General features: G+C 66.1%; 18 protein-coding genes and 1 riboswitch. Of the genes, 14 read left to right on the top strand and 4 right to left on the bottom strand.

Annotated elements, in window-relative coordinates:
- Positions 1–47: 47 nt before the first annotated feature.
- From H2052_RS09665 to H2052_RS09640, 6 genes are all read left to right on the top strand, one after another.
- Positions 48–1,094, top strand: a complete 1,047-nt coding sequence (locus H2052_RS09665; protein WP_293780820.1) for a DNA-directed RNA polymerase subunit alpha — start codon at positions 48–50, stop codon at positions 1,092–1,094.
- 114 nt (positions 1,095–1,208) lie between these two features.
- Complete coding sequence (gene rplQ / locus H2052_RS09660; RefSeq protein ID WP_121047271.1) at positions 1,209–1,628, top strand: 50S ribosomal protein L17; 420 nt, start codon at positions 1,209–1,211, stop codon at positions 1,626–1,628.
- Positions 1,629–1,712: 84 nt separating this feature from the next.
- Positions 1,713–2,849 carry an iron-containing alcohol dehydrogenase gene (locus H2052_RS09655; protein WP_293780815.1) on the top strand — a complete coding sequence of 379 codons (1,137 nt, stop codon included), beginning with the start codon at positions 1,713–1,715 and terminating at the stop codon, positions 2,847–2,849.
- Positions 2,846–3,289 (top strand): thioesterase family protein, encoded by a 444-nt coding sequence (locus tag H2052_RS09650; protein ID WP_293780812.1) that lies wholly within the window; start codon positions 2,846–2,848, stop codon positions 3,287–3,289. Before H2052_RS09655 ends, H2052_RS09650 begins: the two co-directional genes overlap by 4 nt.
- A gap of 46 nt (positions 3,290–3,335) precedes the next feature.
- Positions 3,336–3,947 carry a hypothetical protein gene (locus H2052_RS09645; RefSeq protein ID WP_293780809.1) on the top strand — a complete coding sequence of 204 codons (612 nt, stop codon included), beginning with the start codon at positions 3,336–3,338 and terminating at the stop codon, positions 3,945–3,947.
- Between the two features lie 71 nt (positions 3,948–4,018).
- A complete protein-coding gene (locus tag H2052_RS09640) occupies positions 4,019–4,567 on the top strand; it encodes a DUF924 family protein (RefSeq protein WP_293780806.1) in 549 nt (182 codons plus the stop codon).
- Positions 4,568–4,577: 10 nt separating this feature from the next.
- On the opposite strand, the gene metA is transcribed toward H2052_RS09640, so the two are convergent.
- Positions 4,578–5,498 carry a homoserine O-succinyltransferase gene (gene metA, locus H2052_RS09635; protein WP_293780803.1) on the bottom strand — a complete coding sequence of 307 codons (921 nt, stop codon included), beginning with the start codon at positions 5,496–5,498 and terminating at the stop codon, positions 4,578–4,580.
- 44 nt (positions 5,499–5,542) lie between these two features.
- Positions 5,543–5,648, bottom strand: a riboswitch (SAM-I-IV-variant riboswitch).
- An 80-nt stretch (positions 5,649–5,728) separates the two neighbouring features.
- Entirely contained in the window at positions 5,729–6,361 is a 633-nt protein-coding gene (locus H2052_RS09630) for a PEP-CTERM sorting domain-containing protein (RefSeq protein WP_293780800.1), read from the bottom strand.
- Between the two features lie 253 nt (positions 6,362–6,614).
- On the opposite strand from H2052_RS09630, the gene guaA reads away from it, so the two are divergent.
- The 8 genes from guaA (at position 6,615) to der (ending at position 15,090) form a co-directional block, all read left to right on the top strand.
- Complete coding sequence (gene guaA, locus H2052_RS09625) at positions 6,615–8,174, top strand: glutamine-hydrolyzing GMP synthase (RefSeq protein WP_293780797.1); 1,560 nt, start codon at positions 6,615–6,617, stop codon at positions 8,172–8,174.
- A gap of 95 nt (positions 8,175–8,269) precedes the next feature.
- Positions 8,270–9,865 (top strand): amidohydrolase, encoded by a 1,596-nt coding sequence (locus H2052_RS09620; RefSeq protein ID WP_293780794.1) that lies wholly within the window; start codon positions 8,270–8,272, stop codon positions 9,863–9,865.
- Positions 9,862–10,323 carry an AAC(3)-I family aminoglycoside N-acetyltransferase gene (locus H2052_RS09615; protein WP_293780791.1) on the top strand — a complete coding sequence of 154 codons (462 nt, stop codon included), beginning with the start codon at positions 9,862–9,864 and terminating at the stop codon, positions 10,321–10,323. Before H2052_RS09620 ends, H2052_RS09615 begins: the two co-directional genes overlap by 4 nt.
- A 17-nt stretch (positions 10,324–10,340) precedes the next feature.
- Positions 10,341–10,685 (top strand): ArsC family reductase, encoded by a 345-nt coding sequence (locus H2052_RS09610; protein ID WP_293780788.1) that lies wholly within the window; start codon positions 10,341–10,343, stop codon positions 10,683–10,685.
- 37 nt (positions 10,686–10,722) lie between these two features.
- Positions 10,723–11,598, top strand: coding sequence for a 3-methyl-2-oxobutanoate hydroxymethyltransferase (gene panB, locus H2052_RS09605; protein WP_293780785.1), 876 nt, complete (start codon positions 10,723–10,725; stop codon positions 11,596–11,598).
- A gap of 60 nt (positions 11,599–11,658) precedes the next feature.
- The gene (locus H2052_RS09600; protein WP_293780782.1) at positions 11,659–12,402 is read left to right on the top strand and encodes a tetratricopeptide repeat protein; all 744 of its coding nucleotides are present in this window, start codon (positions 11,659–11,661) and stop codon (positions 12,400–12,402) included.
- Entirely contained in the window at positions 12,402–13,727 is a 1,326-nt protein-coding gene (locus tag H2052_RS09595) for a PQQ-binding-like beta-propeller repeat protein (protein WP_293780779.1), read from the top strand. Before H2052_RS09600 ends, H2052_RS09595 begins: the two co-directional genes overlap by 1 nt.
- Before the next feature lie 4 nt (positions 13,728–13,731).
- Positions 13,732–15,090: a ribosome biogenesis GTPase Der gene (der, locus tag H2052_RS09590; protein ID WP_293780776.1), complete on the top strand. Its 1,359-nt coding sequence runs from the start codon at positions 13,732–13,734 to the stop codon at positions 15,088–15,090.
- Here the strand turns inward: der and H2052_RS09585 are convergent.
- Positions 15,087–16,079, bottom strand: coding sequence for a glycerophosphodiester phosphodiesterase (locus H2052_RS09585; protein ID WP_293780911.1), 993 nt, complete (start codon positions 16,077–16,079; stop codon positions 15,087–15,089). The genes der and H2052_RS09585 overlap by 4 nt on opposite strands.
- A gap of 57 nt (positions 16,080–16,136) precedes the next feature.
- Positions 16,137–16,559 (bottom strand): PEP-CTERM sorting domain-containing protein, encoded by a 423-nt coding sequence (locus H2052_RS09580; protein WP_293780773.1) that lies wholly within the window; start codon positions 16,557–16,559, stop codon positions 16,137–16,139.
- Positions 16,560–16,818 lie beyond the last annotated feature (259 nt).

Here is a 16,818-nt window from a genome sequence, read left to right as displayed (position 1 = left end):
ATCCTATGCGGCGGGCTCCGGCCCGCCAGCCCGCGAAGGGGAAGACAGTGGCCGTAATTGCAAAGAACTGGCAGGAACTGAAGAAACCCAACAGCCTCGAAGTGAAGGCCGGCGCGGACAAGGCGCGGAAGGCGACGTTCGTCGCCGAGCCGCTGGAGCGTGGCTTCGGCCTCACGCTCGGCAATGCGCTCCGCCGCGTGCTGCTCTCCTCGCTGCAGGGTGCTGCCGTCACCTCGATCAAGATCGATGGCGTGCTGCATGAGTTCTCCTCGCTCACGGGCGTGCGCGAGGATGTCACCGACATCGTGCTCAACGTGAAGCAGGTCGCGGTGAAGATGCTCGACGACATGCCCAAGCGTCTGCACCTCACCGCGTCAGGTCCGGGCGAAGTCACCGCGGGCCAGATCTCGGTGACGGGCGATATCGAGATCATGAACCCCGATCTCGTCATCTGCACGCTCGACGAGGGCGCGACGCTCAACATGGAACTGACGGTCGAGACCGGCAAGGGCTACGTGCCTGCCTCGCAGAACCGTCCGGCGGACGCGCCGATCGGCCTCGTGCCGGTCGATGCGCTTTACTCGCCGGTGCGTCAGGTCGCCTACAAGGTGGAAAACACCCGCGTCGGCCAGGAACTCGACTACGACAAGCTGACGCTCACGATCGAAACCGACGGCACCGTGACGCCGGATGATGCGCTCGCCTATTCGGCGCGCATCCTTCAGGACCAGCTGGCGCTGTTCATCAACTTCGACGAGCCGACCGCGATTGCCGCCGTTCCCTCCACGGCTGCCGCCGCGCAGGAAGACGAAGGCGCCATCAACCGCTACCTCCTCAAGAAGGTGGACGAGCTGGAACTGTCGGTGCGCAGCGCGAACTGCCTGAAGAACGACAACATCATCTACATCGGCGACCTCGTTCAGAAGACCGAGGCCGAGATGCTCCGCACGCCGAACTTCGGCCGCAAGAGCCTCAACGAGATCAAGGAGGTCCTCTCGCAGATGGGCCTTCGCCTCGGCATGGAAATCCCGGGCTGGCCGCCCGAGAACATCGAGGAACTCGCCAAGAAGCTCGAACAGGAAATCATGGGCTGAATTGGGGGCTAAGGCTTCGGCCTTACCCCGCACGGGTTTGGGCGGCGCCCGGTTTCTGCCGCCTGGTCCGGAGTACCTCGCACGGCTCCGTGAACAAACGAGAAGGAAGACAAAATGCGTCACCGCGTAGGACACCGTAAGCTCGGCCGTACCTCGAGCCATCGTCAGGCGATGTTCCGCAACATGGCCGCCGCGCTCATCAAGCACGAGCAGATCAAGACCACGCTGCCCAAGGCGAAGGAACTTCGCCCGTACGTTGAAAAGCTGATCACGCTCGCCAAGAAGGGCGGCCTTTCCAATCGCCGTCTCGCGCAGTCGCGCCTGATGGACGAAACACAGCTGAAGAAGCTCTTCGAGGTGCTCGGACCGCGCTACGAGGGTCGCCCCGGCGGCTACATCCGCGTGCTGAAGGCCGGCATTCGCGGAGACGACGCCGCGCCGATGGCGATCATCGAGTTCGTCGATCGCGACACCAGCGCCAAGGGCCAGGACTCTGGTCCGGTCGAATCATACGACGAAGCCGAAGCCGCCTGATCAGGCGCTTTCGCTGAAAGAACAGGGGCCGTGCCTTCGGGTGCGGCCCTTTTCTTTTTCGGGTGAGCCAATAGGGTGCGGCCCATGACCGACTTCCGCTTCGACTATGGCCCCCGCGTGCTCTCCGGGACCGGCCGCAGCACGTCCGTTCCCGATCTCGTGCCCGAAGGCCCCGTGCTCGTCGTCACAGACAAAGGCGTGCGCGGCCTTGGCCTTGCCGATCCGATGCTGGGTGCGCTCGGTGACCGGGCGCTGGTGTTCGATGCCGTCGAGGCCGACCCCTCTTCTGCAACCGCGCTTGCCGCCGTCGCGGCCGGGCGCGAGGCCGGGGTCACGTCGGTTATCGGCTTCGGCGGCGGCAGCCCGATGGATGTCGCCAAGGTGGTTGCCTACCTGCTTGGCTCGGGCGATGATCTGGATAGCATCTACGGCGTCGATCAGGCGCAGGGCGCGCGCCTGCCGCTCGTCCTCATCCCCACCACGGCGGGCACCGGCTCGGAAGCCACGCCCATCGCGATCCTCACCGTCGGCGGCGCCGAGAAGAAGGGCGTTGTCTCGCGACCGCTTTATGCGGACTGGGCGATCCTCGACGCGGCGCTCACCTTCGGCCTGCCGCGCGGTGTCACTGCCGCCACCGGCATCGACGCGATGGTCCACGCCATCGAGGCGTTCACCACGAAGCGTCTCAAGAACCCGCTGTCGGACGCCCTCGCGAAGGAAGCGCTCCGCCTCCTTGGCGCCAATATCCGCCAAGCCTGCGATGATCCCGCCAATCCCGACGTGCGCGGCGCGATGCTGCTCGGGTCGCACCTCGCGGGCGTCGCCTTCGCCAATGCCCCCGTCGCGGGCGTGCACGCGCTCGCCTATCCGCTCGGCGGGCATTTCCATGTCCCCCACGGGCTGTCGAACGCGCTGATGCTGCCGCACGTGCTCGGCCACAACATGGCGGCCGCCCTGCCGCTCTACGCCGACCTCGCGCTGATCCTCGATTCCAGCCTGGCCTCTCTCGGTCGGCAGGCGCAGGCGCAGGGCCTCGTCGAAGCCCTCGTCGCCCTTGCCGCCGATTGCGGCGTGCCCGCGCGCCTGCGCGATGTCGGCGTGAAGGCAGCCGACCTCGATCTGCTTGCATCCGAAGCGATGAAGCAGCAGCGCCTGCTCATCAACAATCCGTGCGAGATCGACCTTGCGGACGCGCGCCGTCTCTACGAGGCCGCGCTTTGAGCCGCGAACCCTTCCGCGCCCGCGCCGATTACGCCGCGTTCCGCGGCATCACCACGCGCTGGGCGGACAACGACGTCTACGGCCACGTCAACAACGTCGTCTATTACAGCTGGTTCGACACGGCGGTGAACGCGCATCTGATCGAGGCGGGCGTGCTCGACATCCACGGCGGCGCCGTCATCGGCCTCGTCGTCGAAACCGGCTGCCGCTATGCCGCGCCGCTCGCCTTTCCGCAGACGATCGAAGCCGGGATCCGTGCCGCCCACATCGGCACCTCCTCCGTCCGCTACGAGGTCGGGCTGTTTGCGGAAGGGGAGGCCGAAGCGGCCGCCGAGGGTTTTTTCATCCATGTCTACGTGGACCGCGAAACTCGCCGCCCCGTGCCGCTTCCCGCCGGTCTTCGCGCCGCGCTGGAGGCGATTTCGGTTCATCGCGGATAAAGCTCGCCCGGCGCATTCTCGCGGCAGATCATCGCGGGGTAGCATCATGCGCAAGGTAACGGGTTTCGGCATCGCCACGGCCATCGTGGTCTCTTCAATGGCGGGTATTCCCGGTTTCGCGAACACGCCGCTCGGCGTATCGGAAGCCCATGCCGACGGCCGCTACTATCGCCGCCACCGCCGTGGCGACGGTTTCGATCTTGGCGACGCGATCGTCGGCGCCGTGGTCGCGGGCGGCCTTATCGCCGTTCTCTCCGGCGCGTCCAAGAAGAAGAAAGAGGAAGAGCGGGAACGTCCGCTCGATTCGGGCTGGGAGCCGGAAGGCGACTGGAACCGCGACGGCACCTACGGCCGTCCGGGCAATAGCGATTGGGGCTGGCAGGACCGCGACTGGAACAACCGCACGCAGGAAGAACGCGCCGCGATTTCCACGTGCGCACGCGAAGCCGAAGACCTCGGCAGCCGCTACGGCCGCGAGGCGCGCGTGAACGATATCGGGGGGCTCGATCGGCAGGGCGGCGAGTACCGCGTCTCGGGCCGCGTCGAGCTGCGCGGCAGCGACCGCGACGACAACCGCCGCGACGAGAGCTTCACCTGCTACGTCCGCAATGACCGCATCACCGATTTCCGCTTCGAAAGCGCTTACGCAGGTCGCTGACTGGCTCTTGCAGCCATCTACGGCTAGGCTTGGTCTCCTGCATCCCCCCCCTTCCTGCAGGAGACCAGCCTTTGTCCGTTCGCGAAGAGTCCGCCGCCGTTCTTCATTTCTGGTTCGATGAACTGACGTCCGAACAGCACTGGACGAAATCCGCCGACCTCGATGCAGAGATTGTTCGGCGCTTCGGTGCGCTGCGCGACCGGGCGCTTGCGGACACCTCGCCCTGGACGCGCGATGCCGATACGCTGCTCGCCGCGATCATCCTGCTCGATCAGTTCTCGCGCAACATTCACCGCGATACCCCGCGTGCGTTCGAAGCGGATGCCGCCGCGCTCGATCTCACGCTCTTCGGCATCGGCGAGGGCTGGCACCGGCAGCTCGCGCCTATTCGGCGCGGCTTTTTCTACATGCCGCTGATGCACGCCGAGGATCGCGGCGTGCAGCGGTTTGCGCTGCGCTGCTTCGCGGAGCCTGGTCTCGAACATCAGATCGACTTCGCGCGCGATCACGCCGCCGTCATCGAACGCTTCGGTCGTTATCCGACGCGCAACGCGATCCTCGATCGTGCGTCAACGACCGACGAACTCGCCTATCTCGCCGAGCCCGGCGTCGGCTGGTAGCCGCGCCCGCTCAGCTCCGGCCGATGTCCGCCATGTCGAACGGCGTGGTCTGGTAGAGCTGGTTGATCCAGTTGCCGAACAGCAGGTGTGCGTGGCTCCGCCAGCGGTTCTGCGGCGTCGCCGAAGGGTCGTCGCCGGGGAAGTAGTTCTTCGGCACCTCGATCGGCTTCCCGGCGTCGCGGTCGCGGAAATATTCCTCGGCGAGCGACGTCGAATCATACTCGACATGGTTGAACATGTGCAGCGACCGGTGCTGCGGGTCGTCGAGCAGGCAGAGCCCCGTCTCGGCGCTTTCGGCAAGCACGACGATGCCGTGATCTTCCGGCAGATCCTCGCGCCGCACTTCGGTCCAGCGCGAAACGGGGATCGCGAAATCGTCCGAAAAGCCGCGCAGATAGGGAGAGGCCGGGGCGAGGTTGTGGTGTTCGAAAACGCCGAACGCCTTCTTGTCCAGCGCGTGCTTGGGCACGCCGTGGAAGTGATGCACCGCCGCCTGCGCACCCCAGCAGATGTTGAAGCTGCCGTGCACGTTGGTCTGCGTCCAGTCGAACACGCGGCGCAGTTCGTCCCAGTAGCTTACCTCCTCGAAGGGCAGCAGCTCCACGGGCGCGCCGGTGGTGATGAAGCCGTCGAAATATTCGTCCCGAACGTCGCTCCACGGCCGGTAGAACGACAGCATGTGGTCGGCGGGCGTGTTGCGGGGCACGTGGTCGCTCATCCGCACCAGCGTCAGTTCCATCTGCAGCGGTGTCGCGCCGATCAGCCGCGCGATCTGCGTTTCGGTGCGGATCTTGTTGGGCATCAGGTTCAGAAGCCCGATGCGCAGCGGACGAATGTCCTGCCGCACGGCGTCCGCTTCGCCCATGATCATCACGCCTTCGCGCTCCAGCGTGCTGCGGGCGGGCAGGTCGTCGGGAATCTTGATCGGCATCGACGCGTCTATCCTCGGGTCACTTTCCGGGTAAGACGCGGTGGCTTGATCCGTTTGGTTGCCGGCTCGGCCACATCCTCCCCGAAGGGAGCGCCACCTTGCCCGGAAAGCAGGTTGGCGTTGGGCTGAACCCAACTCTTGATGTGAGGCCGTATGTAGGCGGGTTTGCGCCGTCTCTCAAGAGGGAAGGCGTGTCCCCGCCGCGCACATGCCCGGCGGGGACGGAGAGGTCAGATCGCGCGGCGGCGGCGGGCGAAGCCGAGCGCGCCGAGGCCGAGCACGACGAGCGCGAGGCTGGCCGGTTCCGGCACGTCCGCGCTGTTGAAGCGCACTTCCGAAAGGCCCGAGGCTTCCCAGGCTTCGTAGATCGTGCCGTAGGTGTAGTTGCTGAGGATATCGAACTGCACGAAGCGCGCGGCGCCCGACAGTGCGATGGTCTGCGCGGTGATCGGCGATCCGTCCGGCGCGCGGTCGAGCGTTCCCGTGAAGATCTCGCTGAAGCTCGCGCCGTCGAGCGAAACGAGCACGCGGAAATCCTTCACGCCGCGGTCGAGCGTGGAGATCACCGGCGTGTTGGTGCCGAAGTTGAACTGCCAGATGTCCGCGCTCGCGAGGTTGAAGAGGCCGCCGAGGTCGAACGTCACCTGCGCCTTGCTTGCGCCGAGGTCGGTCATCCACATGTTGGCGAAGTTCGAATCGTGCTGACCGCCCGAAAGGCCGCTGCCGTCGATCAGGTTTTCGGCGTTGTAGAAGCCGTTGTTGAACGTGCTGCTGGCGGTCGCCGAAACCGGCGTGATGACGGCGGCGTGGGCGGAGGCGGCGAAAACGGCGGACGCGGCAGCGCCGAGGAGAAGCTTGAGCATACGAATACCCCTGTAAGGACGGTTGGCATTGCACTGGCGTCCCGCGCCAGCGTTAACCATGTCTCGGCGTGGCGCCTGACAGCGGCGTGACGATTCGCGGAAGCTTTTGTGAGGAGTGGGCGAAACACCGTAAGGAAAGGGCGTCTCGAACAAACGTCGTCACCTTTCGCCGCCTTCAAAGCCATGGCTGGACACGCCCCCCCTGCAGCGTTAACCCGGCCGGATTCCCACGTTCTGATCTTCGAGGCCCCGCGTGACCGTTCCCCACGGCGATTCCATCCTCATTCTCGATTTCGGCAGCCAGGTGACGCAGCTCATCGCCCGGCGCGTGCGCGAGGCGGGGGTCTACTGCGAGATCGTGCCGTTTTCGGGCGGCGAGGCGGCGGTGGAGCGTTTGAAGCCCAAAGGCATCATCCTTTCGGGCGGCCCGGCCTCCGTCACCGAAGGCGCGAGCCCGAAGGCGCCGGACGCCGTGTTCGCGGCGGGCGTGCCGGTGCTCGGCATCTGCTACGGCGAGCAGACGATGTGCGCTGAACTCGGCGGCAAGGTCACGCCGTCGGACCACCGCGAATTCGGCCGCGCGTTCATCGAGATCGTGCGCGATTGCCATCTGTTTGACGGCCTCTGGGCCACCGGCGAGAAGCATCAGGTCTGGATGAGCCACGGTGACCGTGTCGAGGCGATCCCGCAGGGTTTCGAAGTCGTCGCGAAGTCGGACGGCGCACCCTTCGCGGCCATCGCCGACGATGTGCGCCGCTTCTACGGCGTGCAGTTCCACCCGGAGGTCGTGCACACGCCGGACGGCGCGAAGCTGCTTTCGAACTTCGTGCGCCACGTCGCGGGCTGCGCGGGCGACTGGTCGATGGCGGGCTACCGCGACGCCAAGATCGCGGACATTCGCAAGCAGGTCGGCAAGGGCCGCGTCATCTGCGGGCTTTCGGGCGGCGTCGATTCGGCGGTCGCGGCGGTGCTGATCCACGAGGCGATCGGCGAACAGCTCACCTGCGTGTTCGTCGACCACGGCCTGATGCGCTCGCAAGAGGCGGAGGAAGTCGTCTCGCTGTTCCGGGGGGCCTACAACATCCCGCTCGTGCACGTGGACGCCGAAGAGCTGTTCCTCTCCGGTCTAGCGGGGGTCTCCGATCCCGAAGCCAAGCGCAAGTTCATCGGCAAGACCTTCATCGACGTGTTCGAGGCCGAGGCGAAGAAGATCGGCGGCGCCGATTTCCTCGCGCAGGGCACGCTCTATCCGGACGTCATCGAAAGCGTCTCGTTCACCGGCGGGCCGTCCGTTACGATCAAGAGCCACCACAATGTCGGCGGCCTGCCCGAGCGCATGAACATGCAGCTCGTCGAGCCGCTGCGCGAACTCTTCAAGGACGAGGTCCGCGCATTGGGCCGCGAACTCGGCCTCCCCGAGGCATTCGTCGGCCGCCACCCGTTCCCCGGCCCCGGCCTTGCCATCCGCATCCCCGGCGAGGTCGACAAGGAGAAGTGCGACACGCTGCGCAAGGCGGACCGCATTTACCTCGAAGAGATCCGCAAGGCAGGTCTCTACGATGCGATCTGGCAGGCGTTCGCCGTGCTGCTCCCCGTCCGCACCGTCGGCGTGATGGGCGACGGCCGCACCTACGACCGCGTCTGCGCGCTCCGCGCCGTAACCTCGGTCGACGGCATGACCGCGGACGTCTACCCCTTCGACGCCGCCTTCCTCAGCCGCGTCGCAACGCGCATCGTGAACGAAGTGCAGGGCATCAACCGCGTCGTCTACGATTACACCTCGAAGCCGCCCGGCACGATCGAGTGGGAATAAGGCGCCGAGCGCCTCGATAGGCATTGGCGTTCGCGCCTACCGGGTGGCAAGTTTGCGGACAGACGTTTGTCGAGCAGCTTGCAGGAGGGTGGGGCATGAAGCAGGGATTTCGCGGTTCAGCGTTTGTCGTGGGGCTCGCGGGGTGTCTCGCGCTTCTTCCGGGTGCGGCAGCAGCCGCTGAAAACGCCGCGCTGAAAGCTGAAGTCGCCAAGGCCGTCGAGGCGCGCGGAAAACTCGCGCAGCAGATGACCGACTCGATCTTCAGCTTCGGCGAGATCGGTTTCGAAGAATCCGAAACCAGCCGCTACGTCACCGACATTCTCGAAAAGAACGGCTTCAAGGTCACGCGCGGCGTTGCCGGGCTGCCGACGGGCTGGACGGCGACATGGGGCAGCGGCGGACCACTGATTGCGCTCGGCAGCGATATCGATGGCGTGCCGCAGGCCTCGCAGAAGCCCGGCGTGCCCTATCATGATCCGATCGTGCCGGGAGCGCCGGGTCACGGCGAAGGGCACAACAGCGGCATCCCGCTCGTGGTGGTCGCCGCGCTCGCCGCCAAGGAGGTGATGCAGCGCGAAGGCATCCCCGGCCGCCTGATGATCTGGCCGGGCGTCGCCGAAGAGCTTCTCAGCGGCAAGGCGTGGTTCGTCCGCGCGGGCGTGTTCAAGGATGCCGACGCGGTTCTCTTCGCGCATGTGTCGAGCGGCTTCACGACAAGCTGGGGTGAGGCGGCGGGCACGGGCATGATCTCGGCCTCCTATACGTTCGATGGCAAGGCCGCGCACTCGGGCGCCTCGCCGTGGTTCGGACGCAGCGCGCTCGATGCGGTCGAGCTGATGAACATGGGCTGGAACATGCGGCGCGAGCATCTGCGCCTGCAGCAGCGTTCGCACTATGTCATCACCAACGGCGGCGATCAGCCCAATGTCGTGCCGCCGCAGGCGTCGGTCTGGTATTATTTCCGCGAGCAGACCTTCGATCGCATCAAGGAGAATTTCGCGATCGGCAACCGCATCGCAGACGCCGCCGCGGCCATGACCGACACGAAGGTCACGCGTCGTATCTTGGGCGTCGCGGCGCCGCGCCACTTCAACAAGCCGCTCGCCGAGGCGGCGTGGGCGAACATCAGCGCTGTGGGAATGCCCGCATGGAGCGCCGACGATCAGGCCTTCGCAAAGACCGTGCAGCACAATCTCGGCGCCCCCGAGGAGGGACTGAAGGCCAAGGTCGATGCGCTGCGTCCGCCGCCGGAAGAGAATTACATCGGCGGCTCGGATGACATCGGCGACATTTCGTGGACGGTGCCGACGATCACGCTCACCTATCCCTCGAATATCCCCGGCATCCCCGCGCATCACTGGGGCTCGGCGATCGCGATGGCGACGCCGATCGCGCACAAGGGCGTCGTGAACGGCGCGATGGCGATGGCGATGACGGTCGTCGATCTGATGACGAAGCCCGCGCTGCTCGCCGAGGCGAAAACCTATTTCACCGACGTGCAGACGAAGGACCAGAAGTACGTGTCCTTCCTTTCGGCCGAAGATACGCCGCCGATCCTGCTCAACCGCAAGCGGATGGACGAATTTCGGCCGGAGCTGCGGAAGCACTACTATAACCCCGCCCGCTACGGCTCCTATATGGAACAGCTCGGCGTCCGCTATCCGAACACGGAGCGGCGCACGCCCGAATGATCGGCATCCGGCAGCTCGGCGCAGCGGATTCCGCGAGCCTGCGCGCGATGAACACGCTGTTTGCGGACGTGTTCGGCGATGCCGAAAGCTATGTGTCAAAGCCGCCCGGCGATGCATGGCTCCGGCGACTGCTGGCGAAGGACACTTTTATCGCGCTTGTTGCCGAGCGGGATGGTGTCGTTGTCGGCGGTCTTGCGGCCTACGTGCTGGAAAAGTTCGAGCAGGAGCGGTCGGAGGTCTACATCTACGATCTTGCCGTTGCGGAGGCGCACCAAAGGCAGGGCGTCGCGACGACGCTCATCCGGCGGTTGCAGGAGATCGCAGCCGCGCGCGGCGCGTGGGTCATCTACGTTCAGGCCGACTATGGTGACGATCCCGCCGTCGCGCTCTACACGGGGCTCGGCGCGCGCGAGGATGTGATGCACTTCGACATCCCCGTAAGGCGCATGAGCCGGTAAACATCAACGAGGTTCCAATGACCACGCTCTACGGCATCCCGAACTGCGACACGGTGAAGAAGGCGCGGACCTGGCTTGAGCAGAACGACGTCGATTACACGTTCCACGACTACAAGAAAGCGGGCATCGACCGGCCCCGCCTTGAAGCGTGGGTGAAGGAACTCGGCTGGGAAACGGTGCTCAATCGCGCCGGAACCACCTTCCGCAAGCTGCCGGATGCGTACCGCGAGAAGCTTGATGCGAAGAAAGCGGTCGATCTGATGCTGGCGCAGCCTTCGATGATCAAGCGCCCCATTCTCGATAACGGCAAGACGCGCGTCGCCGGTTTCAAGCCCGAGGTTTACGCCGCCTTGATCCGCTGAGCTTTCCACGCCCGCGCGGAGGCGTTACAAGCCGCGCATGTCTACGACCTCGATGACGCTCACGCTCGACACCTCGACGAGCCGTGCCAACCCCACCCCGGCGCCGATGAAGCGCCTGACCGTGCCGCGCATACGGCAGCGCAAGGGCGGCGAGCCGCTCGTGATGCTCACCGCCTACACGGTTCGCATGGCACAGATCATGGATCCGCACTGCGACATGCTGCTCGTCGGCGATTCGCTGGGGCAGGTGATCTACGGCCTGCCGCACACGGTGGCGGTGACGATGGAGATGATGTGCGCGCATGGCGCCGCCGTCGTGCGTGGCAGCTATCACGCCGCCGTCATCGTCGACATGCCGTTCGGCAGCTACGAAGCCTCGCCCGAGCAGGCGTTCACCAACGCCTCGCGGCTTCTGAAGGAAACCGGCGCGGCGGCCGTGAAGCTCGAAGGCGGAAAGGTGCTGGCGCCCACGGTGGAGTTCCTCACGTCGCGCGGCATCCCGGTGATGGCGCACGTCGGCCTCACGCCGCAGGCGGTGAACATCCTCGGCGGCTACGGCGTGCGCGGCAAGAGCGACGTGGAGGCCCGGTCGATCGTCGCTGACGCGCAGGCGATGGCGGATGCGGGCGCGTTTTCGATCGTGATCGAAGGCGTGATGGAACCGATCGCCATCGAGATCACGAAGACGGTTGCGTGCCCCACCATCGGCATCGGCGCTTCGGCGCAGTGCGACGGGCAGGTGCTGGTTGCCGAAGACATGCTCGGCCTTTTCGAGCGCACGCCCAAGTTCGTGAAGCGCTACGGCGCGATGTCAAAGGTGGTGGCGGACGCGGTGAAGGACTATGCGGCCGATGTGCGCGCGCGGACCTTCCCCACGGAAGACAACCTCTACCGGGCCGACGAAGAAAAATAGGGTTTTGCGTGCGCGCGCGGCCATCGCTATGGTCCCGCGCACAATTTGAGAGGCACGACATTGGCCAGGGAACCATCGGGCACAGCGCCCGAAGACGCCTTCATCCGCGAGGTTGACGAGGAATTTCGCCGGGATCAGCTTTCCGGCTTCTGGAACCGCTACGGGCGCTGGATCGTCATTGCGATTGGCGTCGGCCTCGTCGCGCTTGCCGGCTTCCTCTGGTGGCGCGAGGAGCAGGTCCGCAATGCCGGCGTGCTCAGCGAGGAATTCTCCGCCGCGCAGCAGGGTCTCGAAATCGGAAACGCCAAGGCCGTCGAGGAAATCGAGCGCTTCGCGACCGGAAACTACGGCGGCTACACGGCGCTCGCACGGTTCACCAAGGCGTCGCGCGCCGTTGAAAACGGCGACAATGCCGCGGCGCTTGCGGAATATAAGGCGCTTGCCGCCGACGCGAAGCTGCCGCAGCCGCTGCGCGACCTTGCGACGATCACCGCCGTGCGCGTCGAATATGATACGCTCGCACCCGCCGAGATCGTGACGCGACTGAAGCCGCTCGCGCAGCCCGGCGCGCCGTGGTTCGGCGTTGCCGGAGAGATGCTCGCGGTCGCCTACATGGCGCAGGGCAAGCCCGAACTCGCGGGGCCGATCTTCGCCGCGATCTCGTCAGACGAAACCATCGCACCGTCGCTGCGCCAGCGCGCGCAGCAGCTCGCCGCCTCGCTCGGCAGCCTCCCCGACGTTGCCCCCGATGCTGCCCCCGTGGCGGATGCTCCGGCAGCCGAACCGACAACCGGAAAGAATTGATGCGTAAATCGCTTATCGTCGTCGTGCCGCTGGTCGTGGCGCTTGCCAGCTGCGGAATCTTCCGCGGCGGCGGAGAGAAGAACAAGTCGAAGATCGCCGGAGAGCGCCTCGCCGTGCTCAGCTACGAGGCGCGGACGACCGCTGACCCCGACCTTGCGAACACCACGGTCGCGCTTCCGCCGCCCGTCGCCAATGCGGAGTGGACACAGCCGGGCGGCAGCGCGGCGAAGGCGCTCGGGCATCTCAGCCTGCGGGCCAATCCCTCGCGCGCCTGGTCGGTCTCGATCGGCAGCGGCAGCGATCGGACGAAACGGCTGACGTCGGGCCCGGTGGTTTCCGGCGGACGTGTCTACACGATCGATACCCAGGCGGCGGTGCGCGCGTTCAGCGCCGCAAACGGCGGCCAGCTCTGGTCGGCGACGCTGCGCAAGGACGGCGAATCCCAGAACGTCGCGTTCGGCGGCGGTGTCGCCACCGACGGCGCCCGCGTCTATGCGACCTCGGGCTACGGTCTCGTTGCCGCTTACGACGCCGCGACGGGTGCGCAGGCGTGGCGCGTCGATATCGGTATGCCGCTGCGCGGCGCGCCTGCCGTCGAGGGCTCGCAGCTCTTCGTGATGACGCAGGACAACCAGTTGCAGGTGCTCTCCACCGCGACCGGCGAAACGCTGTGGGAAAACGCCGCGACCGTCGAGCCCGCCGGCCTGCTCGGCACCGCGGCGCCCGCCGTTGCGCTCGGCACCGCGGTTGTCGGCTTTTCAAGCGGTGAGCTTATTGCGCTGCGCGTCGAAAACGGGCGCAGCGTCTGGCAGGATGCGCTCAACCGCACCGGCTCCACCACCTCGCTCGCCGCGCTCAGCGACATTGATGCCTCAGCGGTGATCAGCGACGGCCGGGTCTACGCGATCGGGCACGGCGGCCGCATGGTGGCCCTCGACCTGTCGACCGGCCAGCGCGTATGGGAACGCAACCTCGCGGGCACCTCGATGCCCTGGGTCGCGGGCGAATATATCTTCGCGGTGACCGTGGACGGTGAACTCGTGGCGGTGCAGCGCTCGGACGGGCGCGTGCGCTGGGTGACGCAGCTCCCGCGCTGGCGGAACGTCAAGAAGCGCAAGAACCCGATCATGTGGCAGGGGCCGGTGCTGGCATCGGATCGCCTTTATCTCACGAGCAGCGAGGGCGATCTCGTCGCGGTGTCGCCGGCGGACGGCGCGGTTGTCTCCACGAACGAAGTGGCGGACGAAATCTTCCTCGAGCCGGTGGTCGCGGACAACACGCTCTACATTCTCTCCGAAGACGGCCGCCTGAGCGCTTACCGTTAAAGCCATGACCAGCAAAAAGCCCAAGGTCGTCATCATTGGGCGCCCGAACGTCGGCAAGTCGACGCTCTTCAACCGGCTCGTCGGAAAGCGCATCGCGCTCGTCGACGACACGCCCGGCGTAACGCGCGACCGCCGCGAGGGCGAGGCGACGCTGTTCGATCTCGAGTTCATCGCCGTCGACACGGCGGGCCTTGAAGAGGCCGGGCCGGAGACGCTTTCGGGGCGGATGCGCTTGCAGACCGAAGCCGCGCTCGAAGACGCGGCGGCGGCATTGCTCGTCATCGATTCGCGCGCCGGCCTCACACCGATGGACCGCCACTTCGCGGACTGGCTGCGCACCGCGAAGGTGCCCGTGGTGCTCGTCGCCAACAAGGCGGAAGGCCGCTCGGGCGACTCGGGCATTCTTGAAGCCTATGCGCTCGGCTTTGGCGAGCCGGTCGGCATCTCCGCCGAGCACGGCGAGGGGCTTGCCGATCTGTTCGAGGCGCTGGCGCCGCACGTTGACGCCGCCATCGTCGCGGCGGGCGATGCGTTCGAAGGCGAAGACGAAGCGGAAGGCCCGCTGAAGCTTGCCATCGTCGGGCGCCCGAACGCGGGCAAGTCCACGCTCATCAACACGCTGCTCGGGCAGGATCGTCTCGTCACGGGGCCCGAGGCGGGGATCACGCGCGACAGCATCGAGATCGAGTGGAACTGGGAAGGCCGCCCCGTGCGCCTGATCGATACCGCCGGCGTCCGCAAGAAGGCGAAGGTGCACGAGAAGCTCGAAAAGCTCTCGGTCGCCGATACGCGCCGCGCCATCGATTTCGCCGAGGTCGTCGTGCTGCTGCTCGATGCGACGCTCGGCCTCGAAGCGCAGGATCTTCGCATTGCCGACATGGTGATCGAGGAGGGCCGCGCGCTCGTCATCGCGCTCAACAAGTGGGATGCGGCGGAGGATCAGTCCCGCCTGTTCCAGGGCGTCCGCAAGGCGCTCGACGAAGGCCTCGCGCAGATCAAGGGTGTGCCGCTGCTCGCGGTTTCGGGGATGACCGGCAAGGGTCTCGATACGCTGCTCAAGGCCGCCTTCGAGCAGCGCGACGCGTGGAGCCAGCGCGTGCCGACCAGCCGCCTCAATCGCTGGTTCGAAGGCGCGCTCGCGCGCAATCCGCCGCCCGCGCCCGATGGAAAGCGCCTGAAACTGCGCTACGTCACGCAGGTGAAGTCGCGGCCGCCTTCATTCGTGATCTTCGGCAACCGCCTGACCGAGCTTCCCGAAAGCTATCGCCGCTATCTGGCAAACTCGCTCCGCGACGATCTCGGCTTCACCGGCGTGCCGATCCGCCTGACGCTGCGCGGCGGCAAGAACCCCTTCGACCGTTAGCGCGCCGCGACGGCTTCAGCCGTGAAGTCGCTGAACAGCCCGTCGATGCCGGTGGCGAGGTAGGCGCGAATTTCGCCGAGAAGATCGCCGTGCGCGCGCGGGTCTTCGCCCGTTCGATGGTCGGCGGGCAGGAAGTAATTCTCCGCCCGGAATGTCCACGGATGCACTTTCAGGCCCGCCGCGTGCGCGTCTGACACCAACCGGGTCGGTGCGGCAAGGCGCATGTCCGCGCCGCGCGGGATCACCAGCGTCTTTTCGGGGCCGATGCCGTCCGCATAGGCCGCGACGGCTTTGAGGCCCTCCGGCGTCAGCATTTCGGCATAGCTCTGGCGCGCCCCGTCCGCAGGTCCGCCTTCGGCCGCGACGAGCTGGATCAGGCGCACCCCCGTCATCGTGTTCAGCTGCTTCAGATTGTCCACTTCGAACGACTGGATGAAGACCGGCGCATCGGCATCGCGCCAACCCGCGGCATCGAGCGCGGCGACGAGCCTTTTCTCAAGCGGAAGGCCGATCGCGGCGAAATACGACGGGTGCTTGGTCTCCGGGTAGATGCCCACACCGCGCGCTTTGGCGAGCGCGATGATCTCGTCCAGCGTCGGAATTTCGAACCGGCCGTCGTTCGCCGTGCCGCGCAGCTCGGGCAGGCGTTCGCGGGTACGCAGGGTCTTCAGTTCGGCGAGCGTGAAGTCTTCGGTGAACCAGCCGGAGACGGCGGCGCCGTCGATGGTCTTGGTTGCCTTGCGATCGGCAAACTCCGGGCGCGCCGCAACGTCGGTGGTGCCCGAAATCTCGTTCTCATGTCGCGCGACGAGGACGCCGTCGCGCGTCGGCACAAGGTCCGGCTCGATGAAATCCGCGCCGTCGTCGATCGCGCGCGTGTAGGCGGCGATCGTGTGCTCGGGAAGAAGCCCGCTCGCGCCGCGATGCGCGATCACGATGGGGCGTTCGGCAGGACGTTCGGCAGCCTGGGTCACGCCGGAAGCAAGCATGAGCGAGAGCGAAAGGGCAAGGAAAAGTCTCATGCCCTCCCGCTAGCGCGATTGTGTTCAGCTTTTGCGACGAAGCAGATACTTGCGGCCACCGACGAGACCGGCCGCACCGAGCCCGAACAGCGCGAGCATGGCCGGCTCGGGCACCGGATTCGTGCCGCCGCCGCCATCGCCGCCGCCGTCTCCATCATCGTCGCCGCCGCCACCGCCGGAACCCCCGCCGCCCGGCAGGATCAGCTCGGCATATTCGGGAAGGTCGGTCGCCTCGAAGTCGCTCGGAATCTGCGCGTCGCGCATCATCTGATCCTGCACGATGTAGGGTTCGCACGGGAACTGCACGACCTTACGGGCAGGATTTTTGGAAGCCGTCTTCACGGCCTTCGGCTTGTCGGCATTGTGGCGGGCTTCGTTCACCCCGGCACCAACCACGGCGCCGGTGCAAATGCACAGCGCCAGCTTCCCAGCAGCAGCGATATTCATAACCAAACCTGCCCTATGCTCGCCGCGCAACTGCGTCGGCGGGCCCCGTTGATGCTTTGTTTCATTCCGCTCGCGACACGGCCCCGCTGCGAGCGTTGATTGGTTACTATAATGTTACGGATTAATCCCGCATTTACAAGTCGAGCCCGCCTTTGGCGCGGGCTCAATCCGCAAGAATTTGTATTCTGTTGCCGCGAATATACATAATGTTGGTGGTTAATCGCCAGAGCACCGGCTTGCGACATGCCGCCGCAGCGGT

The sequence above is a fragment of the Sphingosinicella sp. genome (assembly GCF_013911755.1).
Taxonomy (GTDB): Bacteria; Pseudomonadota; Alphaproteobacteria; order Sphingomonadales; family Sphingomonadaceae; genus Sphingosinicella.
The sequence above is the reverse complement of the archived record's forward strand: the minus strand, read 5'-3'. Positions and strand labels throughout refer to the sequence as shown.